Source organism: Thalassotalea sp. Y01, assembly GCF_012932945.1.
Lineage (GTDB): Bacteria > Pseudomonadota > Gammaproteobacteria > Enterobacterales > Alteromonadaceae > Thalassotalea_A.
Window position 1 is genome coordinate 34,425 of the sequence record NZ_JABBXG010000008.1, and the last position, 17,025, is coordinate 51,449.

The window sequence follows — 17,025 nt, forward strand, 5'->3', positions numbered from 1 at the left end:
TTGATCATGATTGAGTTCTTTATTAATCGACCTAAATTCGCGATGGTGTTGTCCATCGTGATGACCTTGGCAGGTTTTTTGACCTTAGCGAAAATGCCAGTGTCTTTGTATCCGTCGGTTTCACCACCGACTATTTTGATTACCGCCAATTTCCCAGGCGCTGATCACAACACCATTCGCGATACCGTTGCCTCTGTATTAGAGCAAGAAATCAATGGTGTTGAAGACATGATTTATATGGATACCAAGTCAGCCAATGACGGTACTTATATCGGTCGTGTTACGTTTGACATAGGTACTGACCCAGATCGTGCACAAAGCTTAGTCCAAAACCGAGTTAATAAGGCTATGCCGAAGTTGCCAGGTATCGTCAGTCAGCTTGGTGTTACAGTGCAAAAGTCGTCACCGTCTATGCTGGTATCTGTGAGTCTATACTCGCCAAACGATACCTACGACGACGTATTCTTATCAAACTACATGACCTTGAATATCATGGACCAGCTATTGCGAGTGCAAGGTGTAGGTGAATTGAAGCTTCTTGGTCAAAAAGATTACTCAATGCGAGTATGGATTGATAATGAAAAAATGGCTGGCTTTGGTATCGATCATACCGAGGTGAGCAACGCGGTAGCGGCACAAAATGCAACCATTTCGGCCGGTAAAATTGGTGAATCTCCGAACCCTGAAGGCACGACCTTCCAATACACGATAAAAACCAAAGGTCGTCTACAAAACGTTGAAGAGTTTGAAGAAATTGTTGTCCGTGTGATGGATGATGGTAGCGATATTCGTTTAAAAGATATTGCCCGTATTGAAATGGGAAGCAAGGCATATTATGCGCAAGCCTCGTGGAGTGATAAACCATCTCCACTATTAATAGCCTATCAAGGCCCTGGCGCAAACGCGATACAGGTTGCAAATGAAGTCAAAGTGAAAATGGCGGAAATGTCAGAATCTTTCCCTGACGATGTTGAATATGACATTGCATTTGACTCGACCACGTTTATTACTGCATCAATGGATGAGGTATATAAAACCCTATTCGAAGCCCTATTTTTAGTGGCTGTTATTACCTACTTATTTTTACAAAACTGGCGCGCGACCATCATTCCTTTGATCGCTATACCGGTTTCTTTAGTGGCAACATTTTTAGTATTCCAAGCCATGGGTATTGATATCAATACCATCTCTATGTTCGGTTTGATACTCGCCATTGGTATTGTCGTCGATGCGGCGATCGTGGTTATTGAAAACGTTGAACGCTTAATGCATGAAGAGCATTTGCCGTCGAAAGAGGCGACATCCAAAGCGATGAAAGAAGTTACGGCGCCGTTAATTGCTTCGGCACTGGTATTGATGGCGGTATTTGTACCGGTATCTCTGGCACCGGGCATGGTGGGTATTTTATACGCTCAATTTGGTGTGGCGATTGTTGCCTCTACGGTACTTTCTACTGTCGTCGCGTTAACATTGACGCCGGCACTCTGTGCCATATTGATGGAAGTGAAACCACTGGCAACCAAAGGTCCATTAGGTTGGTTTAACAAGTTTGTTGATGGTCTGCGCAATCAATACGGCTCACTGGTGAACTTCTTAGGTCGACGTCTTTGGTTAACAATGACGGTGTTTTCGGTGCTCATCGCGTATATCGGTTACCTAGGTAAGACCATGCCAACAGGATTTATTCCAGAGGAAGATAAAGGTAACTTTATTGTCGATGTTTCCCTACCGGAAGCATCAACACTGGAGCGTACCATTGAACAAGTGAACGAAATGACACGCCAAATAGAAGATATTCCAGGTGTTGCTCGCGTTGTATCGGCATCAGGTTTCTCTATGTTAAAAGGTGCTTTGGCGACTAACTCAGCAATGCTTATTGTCTCACTAGATGATTGGTCAGAGCGTAAAGAGCCAGAACTGTCCATTCAATCAATATTGATGCAGACGCGAGGCGTACTTGCTAACAACCGAGAAATTAAAGGTTTGGCGTTAACCACACCAGCGATTCCGGGGATGGGTAATGCCTCTGGTTTATCGATTGTATTGCAAGATACATTGGGTCGGTCAACCGAATCTTTGGCACCGGTTCTACAGAAATTTTCGATGGAATTAATGGCGCGTCCAGAAATCGCTTACGCGTTCTCAACTTATACCGCCAATGTGCCACAGCTGTATTTAGATATCGATTACCAACGGGCAATGAAGTTAGGCATTGAGCCAACGGCGATTAACTCAACGTTATCGACCATGTTTGGTAAGAAGTACGTAAATGACTTCACCAAATTTGGTAAAAACTATCAAGTGAATATCATGTCCGATGGTGAATTCCGTGATGATGAAACCGACTTAAATACACTATATGTGACCAATAAGCGTGGTGAGTTAATTAGGTTTGCAAGTTTTGCTGATTTCAAACCGGCGATTGGTGCTGATGTATCAGCTCGTTATAACTTGTATAACTCAACACAACTTATGGCGGCTGCGGCCCCTGGTTATTCGTCGGGTGATGCTATTAAAGCGGTACAGGAAGTCGCGGATACCTTACCTGACGGTTATAAAATTGACTGGACTGGGCAAACCTATCAAGAAATCAAAACCGGTGGTGGTATTATCTTTCTGTTTGGCTTAGCGGTATTGTTTACCTATTTGTTCTTGGTGGCGCAATATGAATCATGGTTAACCCCATTTGCTATCATGCTGTGTGTACCGACGGCGTTGTTTGGCGCGTTATTCTTAGTGGATATGATGGGTGGTACTCTTAATATCTATACCCAAATCGGTTTGGTATTGATGATTGGTATGGCGGCACGTAACGCAATATTGATTGTTGAATTTGCCAAAGTACTGCGTGAGGAGCGCGGTTTCACCATCTTAAACTCAGCGATTGAAGCCGCTAAGCTGCGTATGCGTGCGGTATTGATGACAGCATTTGCCTTTATCTTAGGTGTTATTCCTCTGATGATTGCGTCAGGTGCCGGTTCTGCGTCTCGTAACGTTATGGGACAAACCGTATTTGGCGGTATGTTATCAGCGACCATCATCGGTTGTATCTTCGTACCTGTGTTCTATTTGATGTTCCAGCGTCTGCGAGAGCGCTTTGGTGCGACTACTGAGCAAGCTGAAAAAGCGGATGCTGAACGTTTGGCGAAGGGCGAAACTAACGTCTAAATCAAATGATTGGCAATAAAAAAGCGAGTCACTAGACTCGCTTTTTTTATATCGCCGATTTATTCACTGTTGGTGATTAACTGTGCCAATAGCGTCGTTTTTATGCCATAATTTATGATTGTCGTTTTTGTTGTTTGGTTTCTCTCGACAACGTCTCTCAGGATTAGGCATGAAGCAAATTGAAGTTCGTGGTGCGCGTACCCATAACTTAAAAAATATTGATTTAGATATCCCACGCGATAAGTTAATTGTCATAACCGGCTTATCTGGCTCGGGTAAATCGTCGCTGGCGTTTGATACCTTATATGCGGAAGGCCAACGTCGTTATGTTGAGTCACTGTCGGCTTATGCACGCCAGTTCTTGTCGCTGATGGAAAAACCGGATGTCGATCACATTGAAGGTTTATCACCGGCTATTTCTATTGAACAAAAATCAACTTCCCATAACCCTCGTTCGACTGTTGGTACCATTACCGAGATTTACGATTACTTGCGTCTGTTGTTTGCCCGTGTTGGTGAGCCGCGTTGCCCAACCCATGCTGAGCCATTAACCGCGCAAACCATTAGTCAAATGGTTGATAAAGTGCTCGAGCTAGAAGAGGGCAGTAAAGTGATGTTGCTCGCTCCTGTGGTTGTCGATCGTAAAGGTGAGCACGTCAAGCTATTAGATAACTTAGCTGCGCAAGGTTATATACGAGCACGTATTGATGGTGAAGTATGTGACCTGTCGGATCCACCAACCCTTGACCTACATAAAAAGCACACCATTGAAGTGGTCGTCGATCGGTTAAAAGTGCGAGATGATATCCAAACTCGTTTAGCGGAGTCTTTTGAAACGGCGCTATCCCTTACCGATGGTATTGCAGCTATTGGTTTTATGGACGAACCCGAAAGAGGCGAATTGTTGTTTTCAGCAAATTTTGCCTGCCCACAATGTGGCTACTCAATGGCAAAACCTGAACCGAAATTATTCTCCTTTAATAATCCAGCAGGCGCGTGTCAAAGTTGTGATGGCTTAGGCCATAAACAGTTCTTCGATCCGGCACGGGTGATCAGTAATGATGAATTAAGCTTGGCTGGTGGTGCGATTCGCGGCTGGGATAAGCGTAACTTTTATTATTTCCAAATGCTTACCTCATTGGCGGACCATTTTGGCTTTGATTTGAATACGCCATTTGCCGCACTTGATGATGATGTTCAAAACATCATTTTACGTGGCAGTGGTCGCACTGAAATAGAATTTAAATATATGAATGACCGTGGTGATATTGTCGTTCGTAAACATCCATTTGAAGGGATTTTAGTCAACATGGATAGGCGTTACCGTGAAACCGAGTCAAATGCCGTTCGTGAAGAGTTATCCAAATACTTAAATAACCAAGACTGTCCAAGTTGTCATGGCTCAAGGCTGCGCCTAGAAGCTCGTAACGTGTTTGTTGATAACAAACCTTTGCATGACATCGTTGAATATTCGATTGCCGAATCAGCCAACTTTTTTCAAGGTCTTAATTTGGCTGGTCAGCGCGGTAAGATTGCCGAAAAGATCTTAAAAGAGATCAATGACCGTTTAGGATTTTTGGTCAACGTTGGCCTTAATTATCTGACATTATCGCGCAGCGCCGACACCTTATCCGGTGGTGAGGCGCAACGTATTCGTTTGGCATCACAAATTGGTGCCGGTTTGGTCGGTGTTATGTACGTATTGGATGAGCCGTCTATTGGCTTACACCAGAGAGATAATGAGCGCTTGCTAAACACCTTGGTACATTTGCGTGATTTAGGCAATACGGTAATCGTCGTTGAGCATGATGAAGATGCGATAAAAGAGGCCGATCACGTCATTGATATAGGCCCTGGGGCCGGAGTACATGGCGGCGAAGTTGTTGCCGAAGGGTCGATTGAGGAGATACTAGCCAGTGAACACTCACTTACCGGTAAGTATTTAAGCGGTGTCGAAAAAATAGAAATACCGAAAAAACGCAGCAAATTTAACAAAGATACGGTAGTTAAGTTAACTGGAGCGACGGGTAATAACCTGAAGAATGTCGACTTGACCATACCGGTTGGATTGATGACCTGTGTCACTGGTGTATCGGGCTCAGGTAAGTCAACCTTGATCAACGACACCTTATATAAGATATCTCACCTTGAACTAAACAAGGCAACTTTAGATGAACCTTCACCTTATAAATCAATTGAAGGTCTTGAGCACCTAGATAAGGTGATTGATATCGACCAAAGTCCGATTGGGCGTACACCAAGGTCAAACCCAGCCACCTATACTGGGATTTTCACCAATATTCGTGACATCTTTTCGGCAACGCAAGAAGCACGTTCTCGCGGTTATAAACCAGGACGCTTTAGCTTTAATGTCAAAGGTGGCCGTTGTGAAGCATGTCAGGGCGACGGTGTTATTAAAGTTGAAATGCACTTTTTACCGGATGTGTATGTACCTTGTGATGTTTGTAAAGGTAAGCGCTATAACCGTGAAACATTAGAGATACGTTATAAAGGCAAGAATATCCATGAAGTATTGGATATGACCATTGAAGATGCATTTGATTTCTTTCATGCCATCCCGGCAGTGAAACGTAAGTTGCAAACTCTAATGGATGTTGGCTTGTCTTATATTAAGTTAGGGCAGTCGGCAACAACCTTATCCGGTGGTGAGGCACAACGAGTTAAGCTATCTAAGGAATTATCAAAACGTGATACTGGTAAAACCTTATATATATTAGATGAGCCGACGACAGGTTTACACTTTCACGACATTAAGCAATTACTCGCGGTATTACACCGTCTGCGTGACCATGGTAATACCGTTGTGATCATTGAGCATAACTTAGATGTGGTTAAAACCGCGGACTGGATTGTCGATTTAGGCCCAGAAGGCGGTTCCGGTGGTGGCGAAATTCTCGTTACCGGCACGCCGGAAGATGTCGCCAAAGATACCGTGTCGCATACCGCGAGGTTCTTGAAACCACTTCTGTAACCGAAAACGCCAGCTGACGCTGGCGTTTGTTTTCTTTACATTCACTATTTTCGAACTTGCTCTCCGTCATTCCATCAAGCTTTTGGATGGGACCTTGTGTCGTATAAGTGTGCATATAATGGATTCACTTCGAAACCCATTACTTACTTTAATAATATACACCGTCATCCCATCAAGCTTTTGGATGGGAGCTCGTGTCGTAATAGTGTGCATATAATGGAGCCACTTCGACACTGCAGAAGATCACGGCCTTCGCCGAGATTACGTACACGGAAGTACGAATGCAGATAGGTTCATGGTTGAACGTTTCCTATCTGTGACGGAGAGCAGGGTTAGTGTTAATCCCATTAACAAAATGCATACAATTTAATTGGCAATAGGTTATAAATTCACCTTGCAATAAACCTTGATTTCAGTATAATACGCCGACCTTAGCCAAATTGGTTAAGGGGTTTTGCCTCGCAAGCCAGTATTTATACGGGTTTTAGTAAGGCCAACAGCGACTCCGATTTGGAGTCGAATGAAAAATAAGCGGTACGCTCCCCATCTCAATAAGATGGAGATGAGTCGTACTTTGTTCGTTCTTTTTTTAATATTGGGGATTTGATTACATGTCAAATCAAAGAATTCGCATTCGTTTGAAAGCGTTCGATCATCGATTGATTGATCAATCAACCGCTGAAATCGTAGATACTGCTAAGCGCACTGGTGCTCAGGTTCGTGGTCCTATTCCACTTCCTACTCGCAAAGAGCGTTTCACAGTTTTGATTTCTCCACACGTAAACAAAGACGCTCGTGATCAGTACGAAATCCGTACTCACAAGCGTATGATTGATATCGTTGAACCAACTGAGAAGACTGTAGATGCTCTTATGCGTCTTGATCTTGCAGCTGGCGTAGACGTTCAAATCAGCTTGGGTTAATAAGGGGATTACAACTATGACTATTGGTTTAGTCGGACGTAAAGTTGGTATGACTCGTGTCTTCACTGAAGATGGCGTTTCAATTCCAGTTACAGTCGTAGAAGTTGAAGCGAACCGCGTTGCTCAAGTTAAAACTCTTGAAAACGATGGTTATCGCGCTATTCAAGTTACCACTGGTGCTAAGAAAGCTAACCGTGTAAACAAGCCTATGGCGGGTCACTTCGCTAAAGCCGGCGTTGAAGCTGGTCGTGGTTTGTGGGAATTCCGTCTAGTTGACGGTCAAGATTTCGAAGCAGGCAGTGAGTTAACTGTTGAAGTATTAAACGAAACAAAACTTGTTGACGTTACTGGTACTTCAAAAGGTAAAGGTTTCCAAGGTGGTATCAAGCGCTGGAATTTCCGCATGCAAGATGCTACTCACGGTAACTCTATCTCTCACCGTTCAAATGGTTCAATCGGTCAGTGTCAAACACCTGGTCGAGTATTTAAAGGCAAAAAAATGTCTGGCCACATGGGTGCTGAGAAAGTTACTACTCAGAACCTTGAACTAGTTCGCGTTGACGCTGAACGTAACTTGCTACTTATTAAGGGTGCCCTTCCAGGTGCTGTTAATGGCAACGTTATCGTTAAACCAGCTGTTAAAGCATAACGTCCAGGAGATTAGTGATGGAATTAGCATTAAAAGACGCGTCTGGCGCTCTTGAAGTGTCTGAAGCTACCTTCGGACGTGAGTTTAACGAAGCTCTTGTACACCAAGTAGTTGTTGCTTATGCAGCAGGTGCTCGTCAAGGTACAGTTAAGCAAAAGACTCGTTCTGAAGTTAGTGGCGGTGGCAAAAAGCCATGGCGTCAAAAAGGTACTGGCCGTGCACGTGCTGGTACAAGTCGTGGTCCAATCTGGCGCGCTGGTGGTGTAACATTCGCCGCTCGTCCACAAGATCACAGCCAAAAAGTTAACCGTAAAATGTATCGTGGTGCGATTCAAAGCATCCTTTCTGAACTAGTACGTCAAGAACGTCTAGTTGTAGTTAAAGATTTTTCGGTAGAAACGCCAAAGACTAAAGAATTGGTAGCTAAGTTAAAAGAACTTGAGCTTAAAGATGTGTTGATCGTAACTGAAGAAGTTAACGAAAACCTATTCTTGTCAGCTCGCAACTTGTACAAAGTTGACGTTCGTGACGTAGCTGCAATTGATCCGGTAAGCCTAGTAGGTTTCGAGAAAGTTTTGGTTACTGAAGCTGCAGTTAAGCAAATTGAGGAGATGTTAGCATGATAAACGAAGAACGTTTGTTGAAGGTGTTATTGGCACCAAACATTTCTGAAAAAGCAACTGTCGCTGCTGAAGCAAACAACACTGTTGTTTTCAAAGTAGCTACTGATGCAACTAAAGCAGAAATCAAAGCTGCCGTTGAGCAACTTTTCGAAGTTGAAGTATCTGGTGTTCGCACTCTAAATGTTAAGGGTAAAACCAAGCGCACTGGTATGCGTGTTGGTCGTCGTAGCGATTGGAAAAAAGCTTACGTTACTCTTAAAGAAGGCAGCGACATCGACTTCGTTGGCGCTGAGCAATAGGAGAATTAGTAATGGCTATTGTTAAATGTAAACCTACTTCTCCGGGTCGTCGCCACGTTGTTAAAGTGGTTAACCCTGAGTTGTACAAAGGTAAGCCTTACGCACCTCTATTAGAGAAAAACTCTAAGTCTGGTGGTCGTAACAATACCGGTCGCATTACTGTTCGTCACGTTGGTGGTGGTCACAAGCAACACTATCGTGTAATCGACTTTAAGCGTACTAAAGATGGCATCCCTGCAAAAGTAGAGCGTTTGGAATATGATCCAAACCGTAGTGCTAACATTGCACTAGTGCTATACGCAGACGGTGAGCGTCGTTACATCTTGGCTCCTAAGGGCCTTAAAGCTGGTGATGCAGTTCAATCTGGTGCTGATGCGCCGATCAAAACTGGTAACACTTTGCCACTACGTAACGTGCCACTAGGTTCTGTTATTCACGGTATCGAGCTTAAGCCTGGTAAAGGCGCACAAATCGCTCGTGCTGCGGGTACTTACGCACAGTTAGTAGCAAAAGATGGCGCTTACGTCACTTTACGTCTTCGCTCTGGCGAAATGCGTAAAATTGAAGCTGAGTGTCGTGCGACTCTAGGTGAAATTGGTAACGCAGAACACATGTTGCGTTCACTAGGTAAAGCGGGTGCTTCTCGCTGGCGTGGTGTTCGTCCAACTGTTCGTGGTGTTGCTATGAACCCGGTAGATCACCCACACGGTGGTGGTGAAGGTCGTACTTCTGGTGGTCGTCACCCTGTATCTCCATGGGGCGTACCTACTAAAGGCTACAAGACTCGTAAGAACAAGCGTACTGACAAGTTCATCGTACGTCGTCGTACTAAGTAGTACTAATTTTTAATTAAAGAGGAATTACCATGCCACGTTCTCTCAAGAAAGGTCCTTTTATTGACCTGCACTTGTTAACGAAGGTAGAGAAAGCTCTGGAAAGCGGGAACAAGAAACCTATTAAAACTTGGTCTCGTCGCTCAATGATCATACCTAATATGATCGGATTGACCATTGCTGTCCATAATGGCCGTCAACACGTTCCAGTTTTCGTTACCGATGAAATGATTGGTCACAAACTGGGTGAATTTGCACCTACTCGTACTTATCGCGGCCACGCTGCTGATAAGAAAGCGAAGAAAAGATAAGGGGAAATTAAATGGAAGCTATCGCTAAACATAAATTTGCCCGTGGTTCAGCTCAAAAAGCTCGTTTGGTCGTTGACCAAATCCGCGGTTTACACGTTGAAAAAGCACTTGAAATCCTAGAATACAGCAACAAGTCTGCTGCAGATCTAGTGAAGAAAGTACTTAACAGTGCAATCGCTAACGCTGAACACAATGAAGGTGCAGACATTGATGAACTAATCGTTAAAACCATCATGGTTGACGATGGTCCAACAATGAAGCGTATTAAACCTCGTGCGAAAGGTCGCGCGGATCGTATCCTTAAGCGTACTAGCCACATTACTGTGGTTGTATCTGATAGCTAGGAGATATTCGAATGGGTCAGAAAGTACATCCTACCGGTATTCGCTTAGGTATCACGAAACCTTTCGCGTCTACTTGGTATGCAAATACTAAAGAGTATGCCGCTAACATCAAAGGTGATCACGAAGTTCGTGCTTACCTTACTGAAGAGTTAAAGCGTGCATCATTATCGAAAATTGTTATTGAGCGTCCAGCTAAGTCTATTCGCGTTACTATCCACACTGCACGTCCTGGTGTTGTGATTGGTAAGAAAGGCGAAGACGTAGAAAAACTTCGTAAGAAAGTTTCTCTAATCGCTGGTGTTCCTGCGCAAATTAACATCGCTGAAGTTCGCAAGCCAGAAATGGATGCGCAACTAGTAGCTGACAGCATCGCGAGCCAATTAGAGCGTCGTGTTATGTTCCGTCGTGCTATGAAGCGTGCCGTACAGAACGCTATGCGTCTAGGTGCCAAGGGTATCAAAGTACAGGTTAGTGGTCGTCTTGGTGGTGCGGATATCGCACGTGCTGAGTGGTATCGTGAAGGTCGTGTACCATTACACACTTTGCGTGCTGATATCGATTACGCAACCGCTCGTGCTGACACTACCTATGGTGTTATTGGTGTTAAAGTCTGGATCTTCAAAGGTGAAGTTATCGGTGGTATGCCTCTACAGGCAGAAGCACCAGCTAAGCCGAAGAGAAAAGGCAAAGGCAAGAGCAGTAAGTAAGGAAATAACTCATGTTACAACCAAAACGTACTAAATTCCGCAAGCAGATGAAACTGCGTAACCGTGGTCTTGCTCACACTGGTAGCACTGTAAACTTCGGTTCGTTCGGTTTGAAATCTGTTGAGCGTGGTCGTATGACTGCTCGTCAAATCGAAGCAGCTCGTCGTGCGATGACTCGTCACGTTAAACGTCAAGGTAAAATTTGGATTCGAGTTTTCCCTGATAAGCCAATTACCAAGAAACCTCTTGAGGTTCGTATGGGTAAAGGTAAAGGTGGCGTTGAGTATTGGGTTTGTCAAATCCAACCTGGTCGCGTTCTTTATGAAATGGAAGGTGTAAGCGAAGAGCTAGCACGTGAAGCATTTGCATTAGCAGCTGCTAAACTTCCTTTCAAAACAACTTTCGTAACTCGTAAGGTAATGTAATGAAAGCTAGTGAACTAAAAGATAAAAGCATTGAAGAGCTTAATACTGAATTGCTAAGTCTATTGCGTGAACAGTTTAACTACCGCATGCAAGCAAGCACTGGTCAGCTAGCTCAAACGCATTTACTACGTAACGTACGTCGCGATATCGCACGTGTTAAGACAATCCTAAATCAGAAGGCGGCTTCATAATGAGCGAAAGTATTCGTACTCTACAAGGCACCGTTGTCAGTAACAAAATGGACAAGTCTATCACTGTACTGATCGAGCGTCGTGTTAAGCACCCTATCTACGGTAAATTCATGATCCGTTCAACTAAGTTGAAAGCACATGATGAAACCAACGTATGTAGCGAAGGTGATGTAGTAACAATCCGTGAATGTGCTCCTATTTCAAAATCAAAGTCTTGGACTTTGGTTGATGTAGTAAGCAAAGCATAATCTCACACGATTGTACTTAAAGAATAAAAAAGGGCTCCCTAGTGGAGCCCTTTTTATTTCATACATCCGTGTATTCACCCCGCATGATGCAGGGTAGCTGCGCAAAGAAAAATCTCTCTATGATATTTTTTATTTCATACATCCGTGTATTCACCCCGCATGATGCAGGGTAGCTGCGCAAAGAAAAATCTCTCCATGAGATTTTTTATTTCATACATCCGTGTATTCACCCCGCATGATGCAGGGTAGCTGCGCAAAGAAAAATCTCTCCATGAGATTTTTTATTTCATACATCCGTGTATTCACCCCGCATGATGCAGGGTAGCTGCGAAAAGAAAAATCTCTCCATGAGATTTTTTATTTCATACATCCGTGTATTCACCTCGAACATACATCCACCTACACATCTAACTTCTATGTATTCATCTAGCATGATGTTGAGTCGCTAAATTTAATCACAACGCTATCAACACAGACGCACACATTTATTAACTTTAATCTGCGGTTTTGCGCTGCAACAGAAATAGGTTACTCTAGAGCAGTTAGTATGTACTGGTATCGAACGGACTCATATGAAATTGTCGAAACAACTATCTATTTACATCTCTTTGCTTGTACTGATGGTCTTAACTGTGCCTGTCAGGGCAGACATTGTTATACCGCAAAGGGATATCATTATGGATATCGATACGCGCTACGAGATTTATAATGTTGATTATCAAATTGGTGATGATTATCGGATAACTAAAAACGACGAATATTTTATAAAGGCGTTAACCGAGTCAGGTGTAAACAAATTACGTTCCTATACCCTAGAATATCTCAATGATGTGCAACAGTTTGCGGTGATTGATGCCCGTATTATTAAGAAAACGGGTGAGCAGATAAATCTGCGTGATGAACAAGTGCTGTTTTCACCGGTGCAAAGTCCGTTATCAAACAAGCCAATCCTTACCACAAAGATGCAAGTGAACTTTGATTTTGAGCAGCTTGAAGTTGGCGATGGCATCTACTTAAGGACGAGCCAAGCCGATAAAGTTGCCCTATTTGATCAGCACTTTTCACTAGAGCAAAAGTTTCACGCTAATGCAGGCTATAAAGATGTTCATATGACGGTTACCTTGCCTCGTGATATGAATTACTACACCCAGCTTAACGATGTTAATGCCACTACTGAACAAATCAATGGCGCGCATCGAATTAATATTCACTACAGCAATTACTCTCCTTTTGAAAGCGAGCGCAATGATTTCTCGATTGCCAATAGTAATACTGAAGTCGGTATTATGATCAGCAGCTTCATTAACTATGAAAAGTACGTTGCGGCGTTTTCTCAGCAATTACAAAAACCAACCTCTCTAGATAAGCAGGTTGTTGACCTTGCACAACGCATAACAGCGCAGACGAGCGATAAAAAATTGCAAGCCAAGTTACTGTATAACTGGGTGTCAGACAATATAGATTATGTTGCCGACAACTGCTTGACACTCGGTGGATTTACTCCGCGCCCGACGACGGAAATAATTGATTCAGGTTATGGTGATTGTAAAGACCATGCGAGTCTGTATGAGGATTTGCTGCAGGCGAAAAATATAACCAGTCATATGGTGCTGGTTCACGATGGCAACTTTTATTCGTTACCACACACACCGGTGGCGTCGGCCTTTAATCATGTCATTACCTATTTACCAGAGTGGCAAATATTTGTTGATAGCACCAATGATATCATGCCTTTTGAATTGTTGGCGAAAAACTTAACCAGTAAACCGGTATTGGTGAGCAACTATAAACAGGATTTTAAATATACGCCGTTGCCTCATCATCGTGATAATGGCCAAAGATTGCGTTTTACTGGGCGTATTTCAGAGCAGGGCGATTTATCAGGCACGTTTTATTTTGAACATCATGGTTATAACGCCATCGATGCCCGTCAAATACATAGGCAATTAACAACTGAGCAGCAAGTCCAACGTTTTGCCGATTTACTTTCCTGGGGGGATAGTAAAGGGGAGGTGTCAAAATTGACCAATGATCCGAGCCCGCGCGAAGCAACTTACGTCTATAAGTTTGAATATAAAAAGCAAGGCTTTGTCGATTTGAATCAAAATGGCTACATTGACTATGCGCCGCTTTGGGAGCGTCTAAGTAATCTAGAAGATTTACTGTATTTCCCAGACCAAGAAGTTGTCACCAACTATCTATCTTGTATAAATGGCATGCTAGACGATACATTGATTCTGATTTTGCCTGAGAACATTGAGGTTGAGGAATTTCCGACTCAGGTGATCATCAATGAACATAATATCTTTTACGGCACACTGTATACTCATCGAGCCCGTTTCATTGAAGTAAACCGCCGCTTTAAGAATACAGGCCCTGCCAATAACTGCGCTGCGAAGATGGTTAATATGCAACGCGAGTTTGTTCCAATCATTGAACAAAACCGTGCAATTCCACTAAATTATCAGGTCACCTCCGGTAGTGAAAAATAATTGCATATGATTCAGTAGTTTACCTGTAAGTGCTTTAATGGACGAGGTTCAACGCTAGATCACATAAAGCCTGTTATGCTACGCTGTTTTGACAATAATCAGAATAATAGCCGCAAACAATGCTTTCAAAAGTAAACCCTTCGGTCGATATCGATATCGACAATATTGAAGATTTTGGTAAATCATACCGTAAAGAAAAAGCTCTCCAAGTTTTTATCGTTTCTGAGGTGGCGTTATTTCTCGCCATCATCATCCAGCTATTTAATAGCAGTTTTGAATTAGCAGGTATTCTTAGCGCCGTATTGTTGATACTCGCAGGTGCCTATTGGAAGCTTAAAGATAATCACATTAACGCCGCGACAACGGTATTGATTCTTTGTCATACTATCTTGGCGACATATTTAATGTGGCGCTATGGTGGTATTCGCGATGAAGTGATGTTTGCCTTTCCAATGATCTTGATATTTGCCACCGTCTTGGCATCGACCAAACTTGTCACGGGTATATTTTTGTTTATTGTCGGCCTGATATTCGCCAATGCCTACGTTAATGTAAATGAGATTTACCTCAACTACGATTCATCTATTAATTTAGAATCTGCAACAATCATAAATTTGCTGTTACTGGTCATCTTTATCTCGACTTTCATAGGTGCTCAGGGCATTAAAAAATTGATTTCTGATTTAGTCGATCAAAACGAAGAGTTAAATAAATCAAAACGTGAAGTGCAAAAATTAGTGTATCAGGATGCTTTGACTGGTTTACCTAACCGAGTAATGGCGCGCAGAATATTCGACCAATATGTAGAAACAGGCAATAAAAATGGCAGTAAAACCGCTTTGCTGTTTATTGATTTAGATGATTTTAAATCAATCAATGATTCTTTAGGGCACCAAATAGGCGATGAGTTTTTGATCCTTATTGCTCGTCGCATTGCTGGCATGATTGGCGGATATGGCAGTGTATATCGTCTTGGTGGAGACGAGTTTTTGGTGTTGCTTAATGATTTTTCCAATACCGACGATGTCATTAATCAAAGTGAGCGCCTTGGTGAATTGTTAAATCAAGCGCTAAAAATTAAAAACTATGAACTATCAGTAAGCTGCTCTATCGGTATTGCTATCGCCCCAGATCATGCCGCTGATTTTGATACCGCACTTAAGTATGCCGATATTGCCCTGTATCAGGCGAAGAAATTGGGCCGTAATCGAATCAGTTTGATAGATGATGAAATGATCGTTGATGCTCAAGAAGACTTCTCACTGTTGGAAGACTTGCGCAAAGCTATTAAGGCCGATGCGTTAGAGTTGTACTATCAACCAAAAATCGATATCCAACAAAATCAAATTATCGGCGCCGAAGCGTTATTGCGTTGGCAACACCAAGAGAAGGGCTTTATCAGCCCAGAAGTATTTATACCTTTGGCAGAGAAATCGGGTTTGATTAATCGTTTAGGCCACTTTGTCTTAGAGACGTCGATTAAACATTGCGCCAAATGGCATGAAATGGGTTTTATCGATTACAGTGTCTCGGTCAACGTGTCACCGATTCAATTCTATTCCCCAGATTTTTCCAACCAAGTTATGTTGCTATTAAATCGATACAGGTTATTACCGGAGTTCCTTGAACTTGAAATTACCGAAAACGTATTGATTGAACAAAGTGAAGCGCTTACCCGTAATATTCAGTCATTAAAGCGTTCTGGTGTGAAGTTATCAATTGATGACTTTGGTAAAGGTTACTCAAACTTGGCATACATTAAACGTTTGAACGTTCATGCCATTAAAATTGACCGCGAATACATTATGGACCTAGACAAGAGCGAAGATGATTTAGCCATTGTTAAAGCCATCACGGATATTGCCAAACGTTTAAATATTAAGTTGGTAGCAGAAGGGGTCGAAAGCCAAAGCGTATTAGACACCCTAGTATTGTTAAATTGTGATTATGCTCAAGGTTATCATTGGTCACCAGCGATAAAGCATGATGACTTTGTACGCCACATAATGGCAAAGAGACAAGAGAGTATTGTCGCTGCCAGCGAAAAATAATAAATTTTTAATTATTTTTATTGATAAAAAAGGCTCTAAATGAGCCTTTTTTGTGTTTTCAAAGGCCTGTTTAACCCGGATATCGCCCGTCATTAACATCTAAGCTAACTGGATTAACAATATGTTAACGATTTGGCGGTGATAAAAGCCTTATTTTGGTAACAGTTTGTAATCGTTTTTTTGAGTTAAAATCGACCAAAATCAAGCGGTTAACCTACATTACCATTAACATCTTATTAACTTAAACAGTACCCATAAACTTTTTGTTTAAATAAAGTACCACTTTTTCTGTCGTAGTGTTATAATCTCGCGCCCATTCACTCTAAGTGTATGGATTTTAAGGCAGTGAAGGGCTAGATTTTTTAGCCTTGAATTTTAACATAAGCGGAGCACATAAAATGATCCAAATGCAATCACAGCTAGACGTTGCTGATAACAGCGGCGCTCGACGCGTGCAGTGTATAAAGGTTCTAGGTGGCTCGCACCGTCGCTATGCTGGCATTGGTGACATCATTAAGGTTTCTGTAAAAGAAGCTATTCCTCGCGGTAAAGTGAAGAAAGGTGATGTACTAAACGCTGTAGTGGTGCGCACTAGAAAAGGCGTTCGTCGTCCAGATGGTTCAGCCATCCGTTTCGATGGTAACGCGGCTGTAATGTTGAATACCAACTTACAACCAATTGGTACTCGTATTTTCGGGCCGGTGACACGTGAACTTCGAACTGAACAGTTCATGAAGATCGTATCACTTGCACCAGAAGTACTTTAAGG

The 17,025-nt window shown here is 42.7% G+C and carries 16 protein-coding genes; all 16 read left to right on the forward strand.

What is annotated here, in order from left to right; translation table 11 throughout:
* Positions 1-6 precede the first annotated feature (6 nt).
* The 16 genes from HII16_RS12265 (at position 7) to rplN (ending at position 17,023) form a co-directional block, all read left to right on the forward strand.
* Entirely contained in the window at positions 7-3,168 is a 3,162-nt protein-coding gene (locus HII16_RS12265; protein WP_169130515.1) for a multidrug efflux RND transporter permease subunit, read from the forward strand.
* Between the two features lie 169 nt (positions 3,169-3,337).
* Positions 3,338-6,160, forward strand: a complete 2,823-nt coding sequence (uvrA, locus tag HII16_RS12270) for an excinuclease ABC subunit UvrA (protein WP_169130517.1) — start codon at positions 3,338-3,340, stop codon at positions 6,158-6,160.
* A 611-nt stretch (positions 6,161-6,771) separates the two neighbouring features.
* A complete protein-coding gene (rpsJ, locus tag HII16_RS12275) occupies positions 6,772-7,083 on the forward strand; it encodes a 30S ribosomal protein S10 (protein WP_044833274.1) in 312 nt (103 codons plus the stop codon).
* Positions 7,084-7,099: 16 nt separating this feature from the next.
* Positions 7,100-7,732, forward strand: coding sequence for a 50S ribosomal protein L3 (rplC, locus tag HII16_RS12280; RefSeq protein WP_135438214.1), 633 nt, complete (start codon positions 7,100-7,102; stop codon positions 7,730-7,732).
* 17 nt (positions 7,733-7,749) lie between these two features.
* Positions 7,750-8,355, forward strand: coding sequence for a 50S ribosomal protein L4 (gene rplD / locus HII16_RS12285; protein ID WP_135438213.1), 606 nt, complete (start codon positions 7,750-7,752; stop codon positions 8,353-8,355).
* A complete protein-coding gene (gene rplW / locus HII16_RS12290; protein WP_135438212.1) occupies positions 8,352-8,654 on the forward strand; it encodes a 50S ribosomal protein L23 in 303 nt (100 codons plus the stop codon). The genes rplD and rplW overlap by 4 nt, the downstream gene beginning before the upstream one ends.
* 11 nt (positions 8,655-8,665) lie before the next feature.
* Entirely contained in the window at positions 8,666-9,490 is an 825-nt protein-coding gene (rplB, locus tag HII16_RS12295) for a 50S ribosomal protein L2 (RefSeq protein ID WP_135438211.1), read from the forward strand.
* Between the two features lie 29 nt (positions 9,491-9,519).
* Positions 9,520-9,798, forward strand: a complete 279-nt coding sequence (gene rpsS / locus HII16_RS12300) for a 30S ribosomal protein S19 (protein WP_135438210.1) — start codon at positions 9,520-9,522, stop codon at positions 9,796-9,798.
* Positions 9,799-9,809: 11 nt separating this feature from the next.
* Positions 9,810-10,142: a 50S ribosomal protein L22 gene (gene rplV, locus HII16_RS12305; RefSeq protein WP_135438209.1), complete on the forward strand. Its 333-nt coding sequence runs from the start codon at positions 9,810-9,812 to the stop codon at positions 10,140-10,142.
* Between the two features lie 11 nt (positions 10,143-10,153).
* Complete coding sequence (rpsC, locus tag HII16_RS12310; RefSeq protein ID WP_135438208.1) at positions 10,154-10,849, forward strand: 30S ribosomal protein S3; 696 nt, start codon at positions 10,154-10,156, stop codon at positions 10,847-10,849.
* A gap of 11 nt (positions 10,850-10,860) precedes the next feature.
* Positions 10,861-11,274 carry a 50S ribosomal protein L16 gene (gene rplP, locus HII16_RS12315; RefSeq protein ID WP_135438207.1) on the forward strand — a complete coding sequence of 138 codons (414 nt, stop codon included), beginning with the start codon at positions 10,861-10,863 and terminating at the stop codon, positions 11,272-11,274.
* A complete protein-coding gene (gene rpmC, locus HII16_RS12320; RefSeq protein WP_135438206.1) occupies positions 11,274-11,465 on the forward strand; it encodes a 50S ribosomal protein L29 in 192 nt (63 codons plus the stop codon). Before rplP ends, rpmC begins: the two co-directional genes overlap by 1 nt.
* Positions 11,465-11,713 (forward strand): 30S ribosomal protein S17, encoded by a 249-nt coding sequence (gene rpsQ, locus HII16_RS12325; RefSeq protein ID WP_135438205.1) that lies wholly within the window; start codon positions 11,465-11,467, stop codon positions 11,711-11,713. The genes rpmC and rpsQ overlap by 1 nt, the downstream gene beginning before the upstream one ends.
* A gap of 677 nt (positions 11,714-12,390) precedes the next feature.
* Complete coding sequence (locus tag HII16_RS12330) at positions 12,391-14,205, forward strand: DUF3857 domain-containing protein (protein ID WP_169130519.1); 1,815 nt, start codon at positions 12,391-12,393, stop codon at positions 14,203-14,205.
* A 119-nt stretch (positions 14,206-14,324) separates the two neighbouring features.
* The gene (locus HII16_RS12335) at positions 14,325-16,256 is read left to right on the forward strand and encodes a bifunctional diguanylate cyclase/phosphodiesterase (protein ID WP_169130521.1); all 1,932 of its coding nucleotides are present in this window, start codon (positions 14,325-14,327) and stop codon (positions 16,254-16,256) included.
* A gap of 398 nt (positions 16,257-16,654) precedes the next feature.
* Complete coding sequence (gene rplN / locus HII16_RS12340; RefSeq protein ID WP_135438202.1) at positions 16,655-17,023, forward strand: 50S ribosomal protein L14; 369 nt, start codon at positions 16,655-16,657, stop codon at positions 17,021-17,023.
* The last annotated feature ends 2 nt before the right edge of the window (positions 17,024-17,025 follow it).

What these genes read in the sequence shown, in the direction of transcription:
- rplN (WP_135438202.1), top strand. Translation starts at nt 16,655, where the DNA reads ATGATCCAAATGCAATCACAGCTAGACGTTGCTGATAACAGCGGCGCT.
- rplP (WP_135438207.1), top strand. Translation starts at nt 10,861, where the DNA reads ATGTTACAACCAAAACGTACTAAATTCCGCAAGCAGATGAAACTGCGT.
- HII16_RS12265 (WP_169130515.1), top strand. Translation starts at nt 7, where the DNA reads ATGATTGAGTTCTTTATTAATCGACCTAAATTCGCGATGGTGTTGTCC.
- uvrA (WP_169130517.1), top strand. Translation starts at nt 3,338, where the DNA reads ATGAAGCAAATTGAAGTTCGTGGTGCGCGTACCCATAACTTAAAAAAT.
- rplW (WP_135438212.1), top strand. Translation starts at nt 8,352, where the DNA reads ATGATAAACGAAGAACGTTTGTTGAAGGTGTTATTGGCACCAAACATT.
- rpsC (WP_135438208.1), top strand. Translation starts at nt 10,154, where the DNA reads ATGGGTCAGAAAGTACATCCTACCGGTATTCGCTTAGGTATCACGAAA.
- rpsJ (WP_044833274.1), top strand. Translation starts at nt 6,772, where the DNA reads ATGTCAAATCAAAGAATTCGCATTCGTTTGAAAGCGTTCGATCATCGA.
- rpsQ (WP_135438205.1), top strand. Translation starts at nt 11,465, where the DNA reads ATGAGCGAAAGTATTCGTACTCTACAAGGCACCGTTGTCAGTAACAAA.
- HII16_RS12335 (WP_169130521.1), top strand. Translation starts at nt 14,325, where the DNA reads ATGCTTTCAAAAGTAAACCCTTCGGTCGATATCGATATCGACAATATT.
- HII16_RS12330 (WP_169130519.1), top strand. Translation starts at nt 12,391, where the DNA reads ATGGATATCGATACGCGCTACGAGATTTATAATGTTGATTATCAAATT.
- rpsS (WP_135438210.1), top strand. Translation starts at nt 9,520, where the DNA reads ATGCCACGTTCTCTCAAGAAAGGTCCTTTTATTGACCTGCACTTGTTA.
- rpmC (WP_135438206.1), top strand. Translation starts at nt 11,274, where the DNA reads ATGAAAGCTAGTGAACTAAAAGATAAAAGCATTGAAGAGCTTAATACT.
- rplD (WP_135438213.1), top strand. Translation starts at nt 7,750, where the DNA reads ATGGAATTAGCATTAAAAGACGCGTCTGGCGCTCTTGAAGTGTCTGAA.
- rplC (WP_135438214.1), top strand. Translation starts at nt 7,100, where the DNA reads ATGACTATTGGTTTAGTCGGACGTAAAGTTGGTATGACTCGTGTCTTC.
- rplB (WP_135438211.1), top strand. Translation starts at nt 8,666, where the DNA reads ATGGCTATTGTTAAATGTAAACCTACTTCTCCGGGTCGTCGCCACGTT.
- rplV (WP_135438209.1), top strand. Translation starts at nt 9,810, where the DNA reads ATGGAAGCTATCGCTAAACATAAATTTGCCCGTGGTTCAGCTCAAAAA.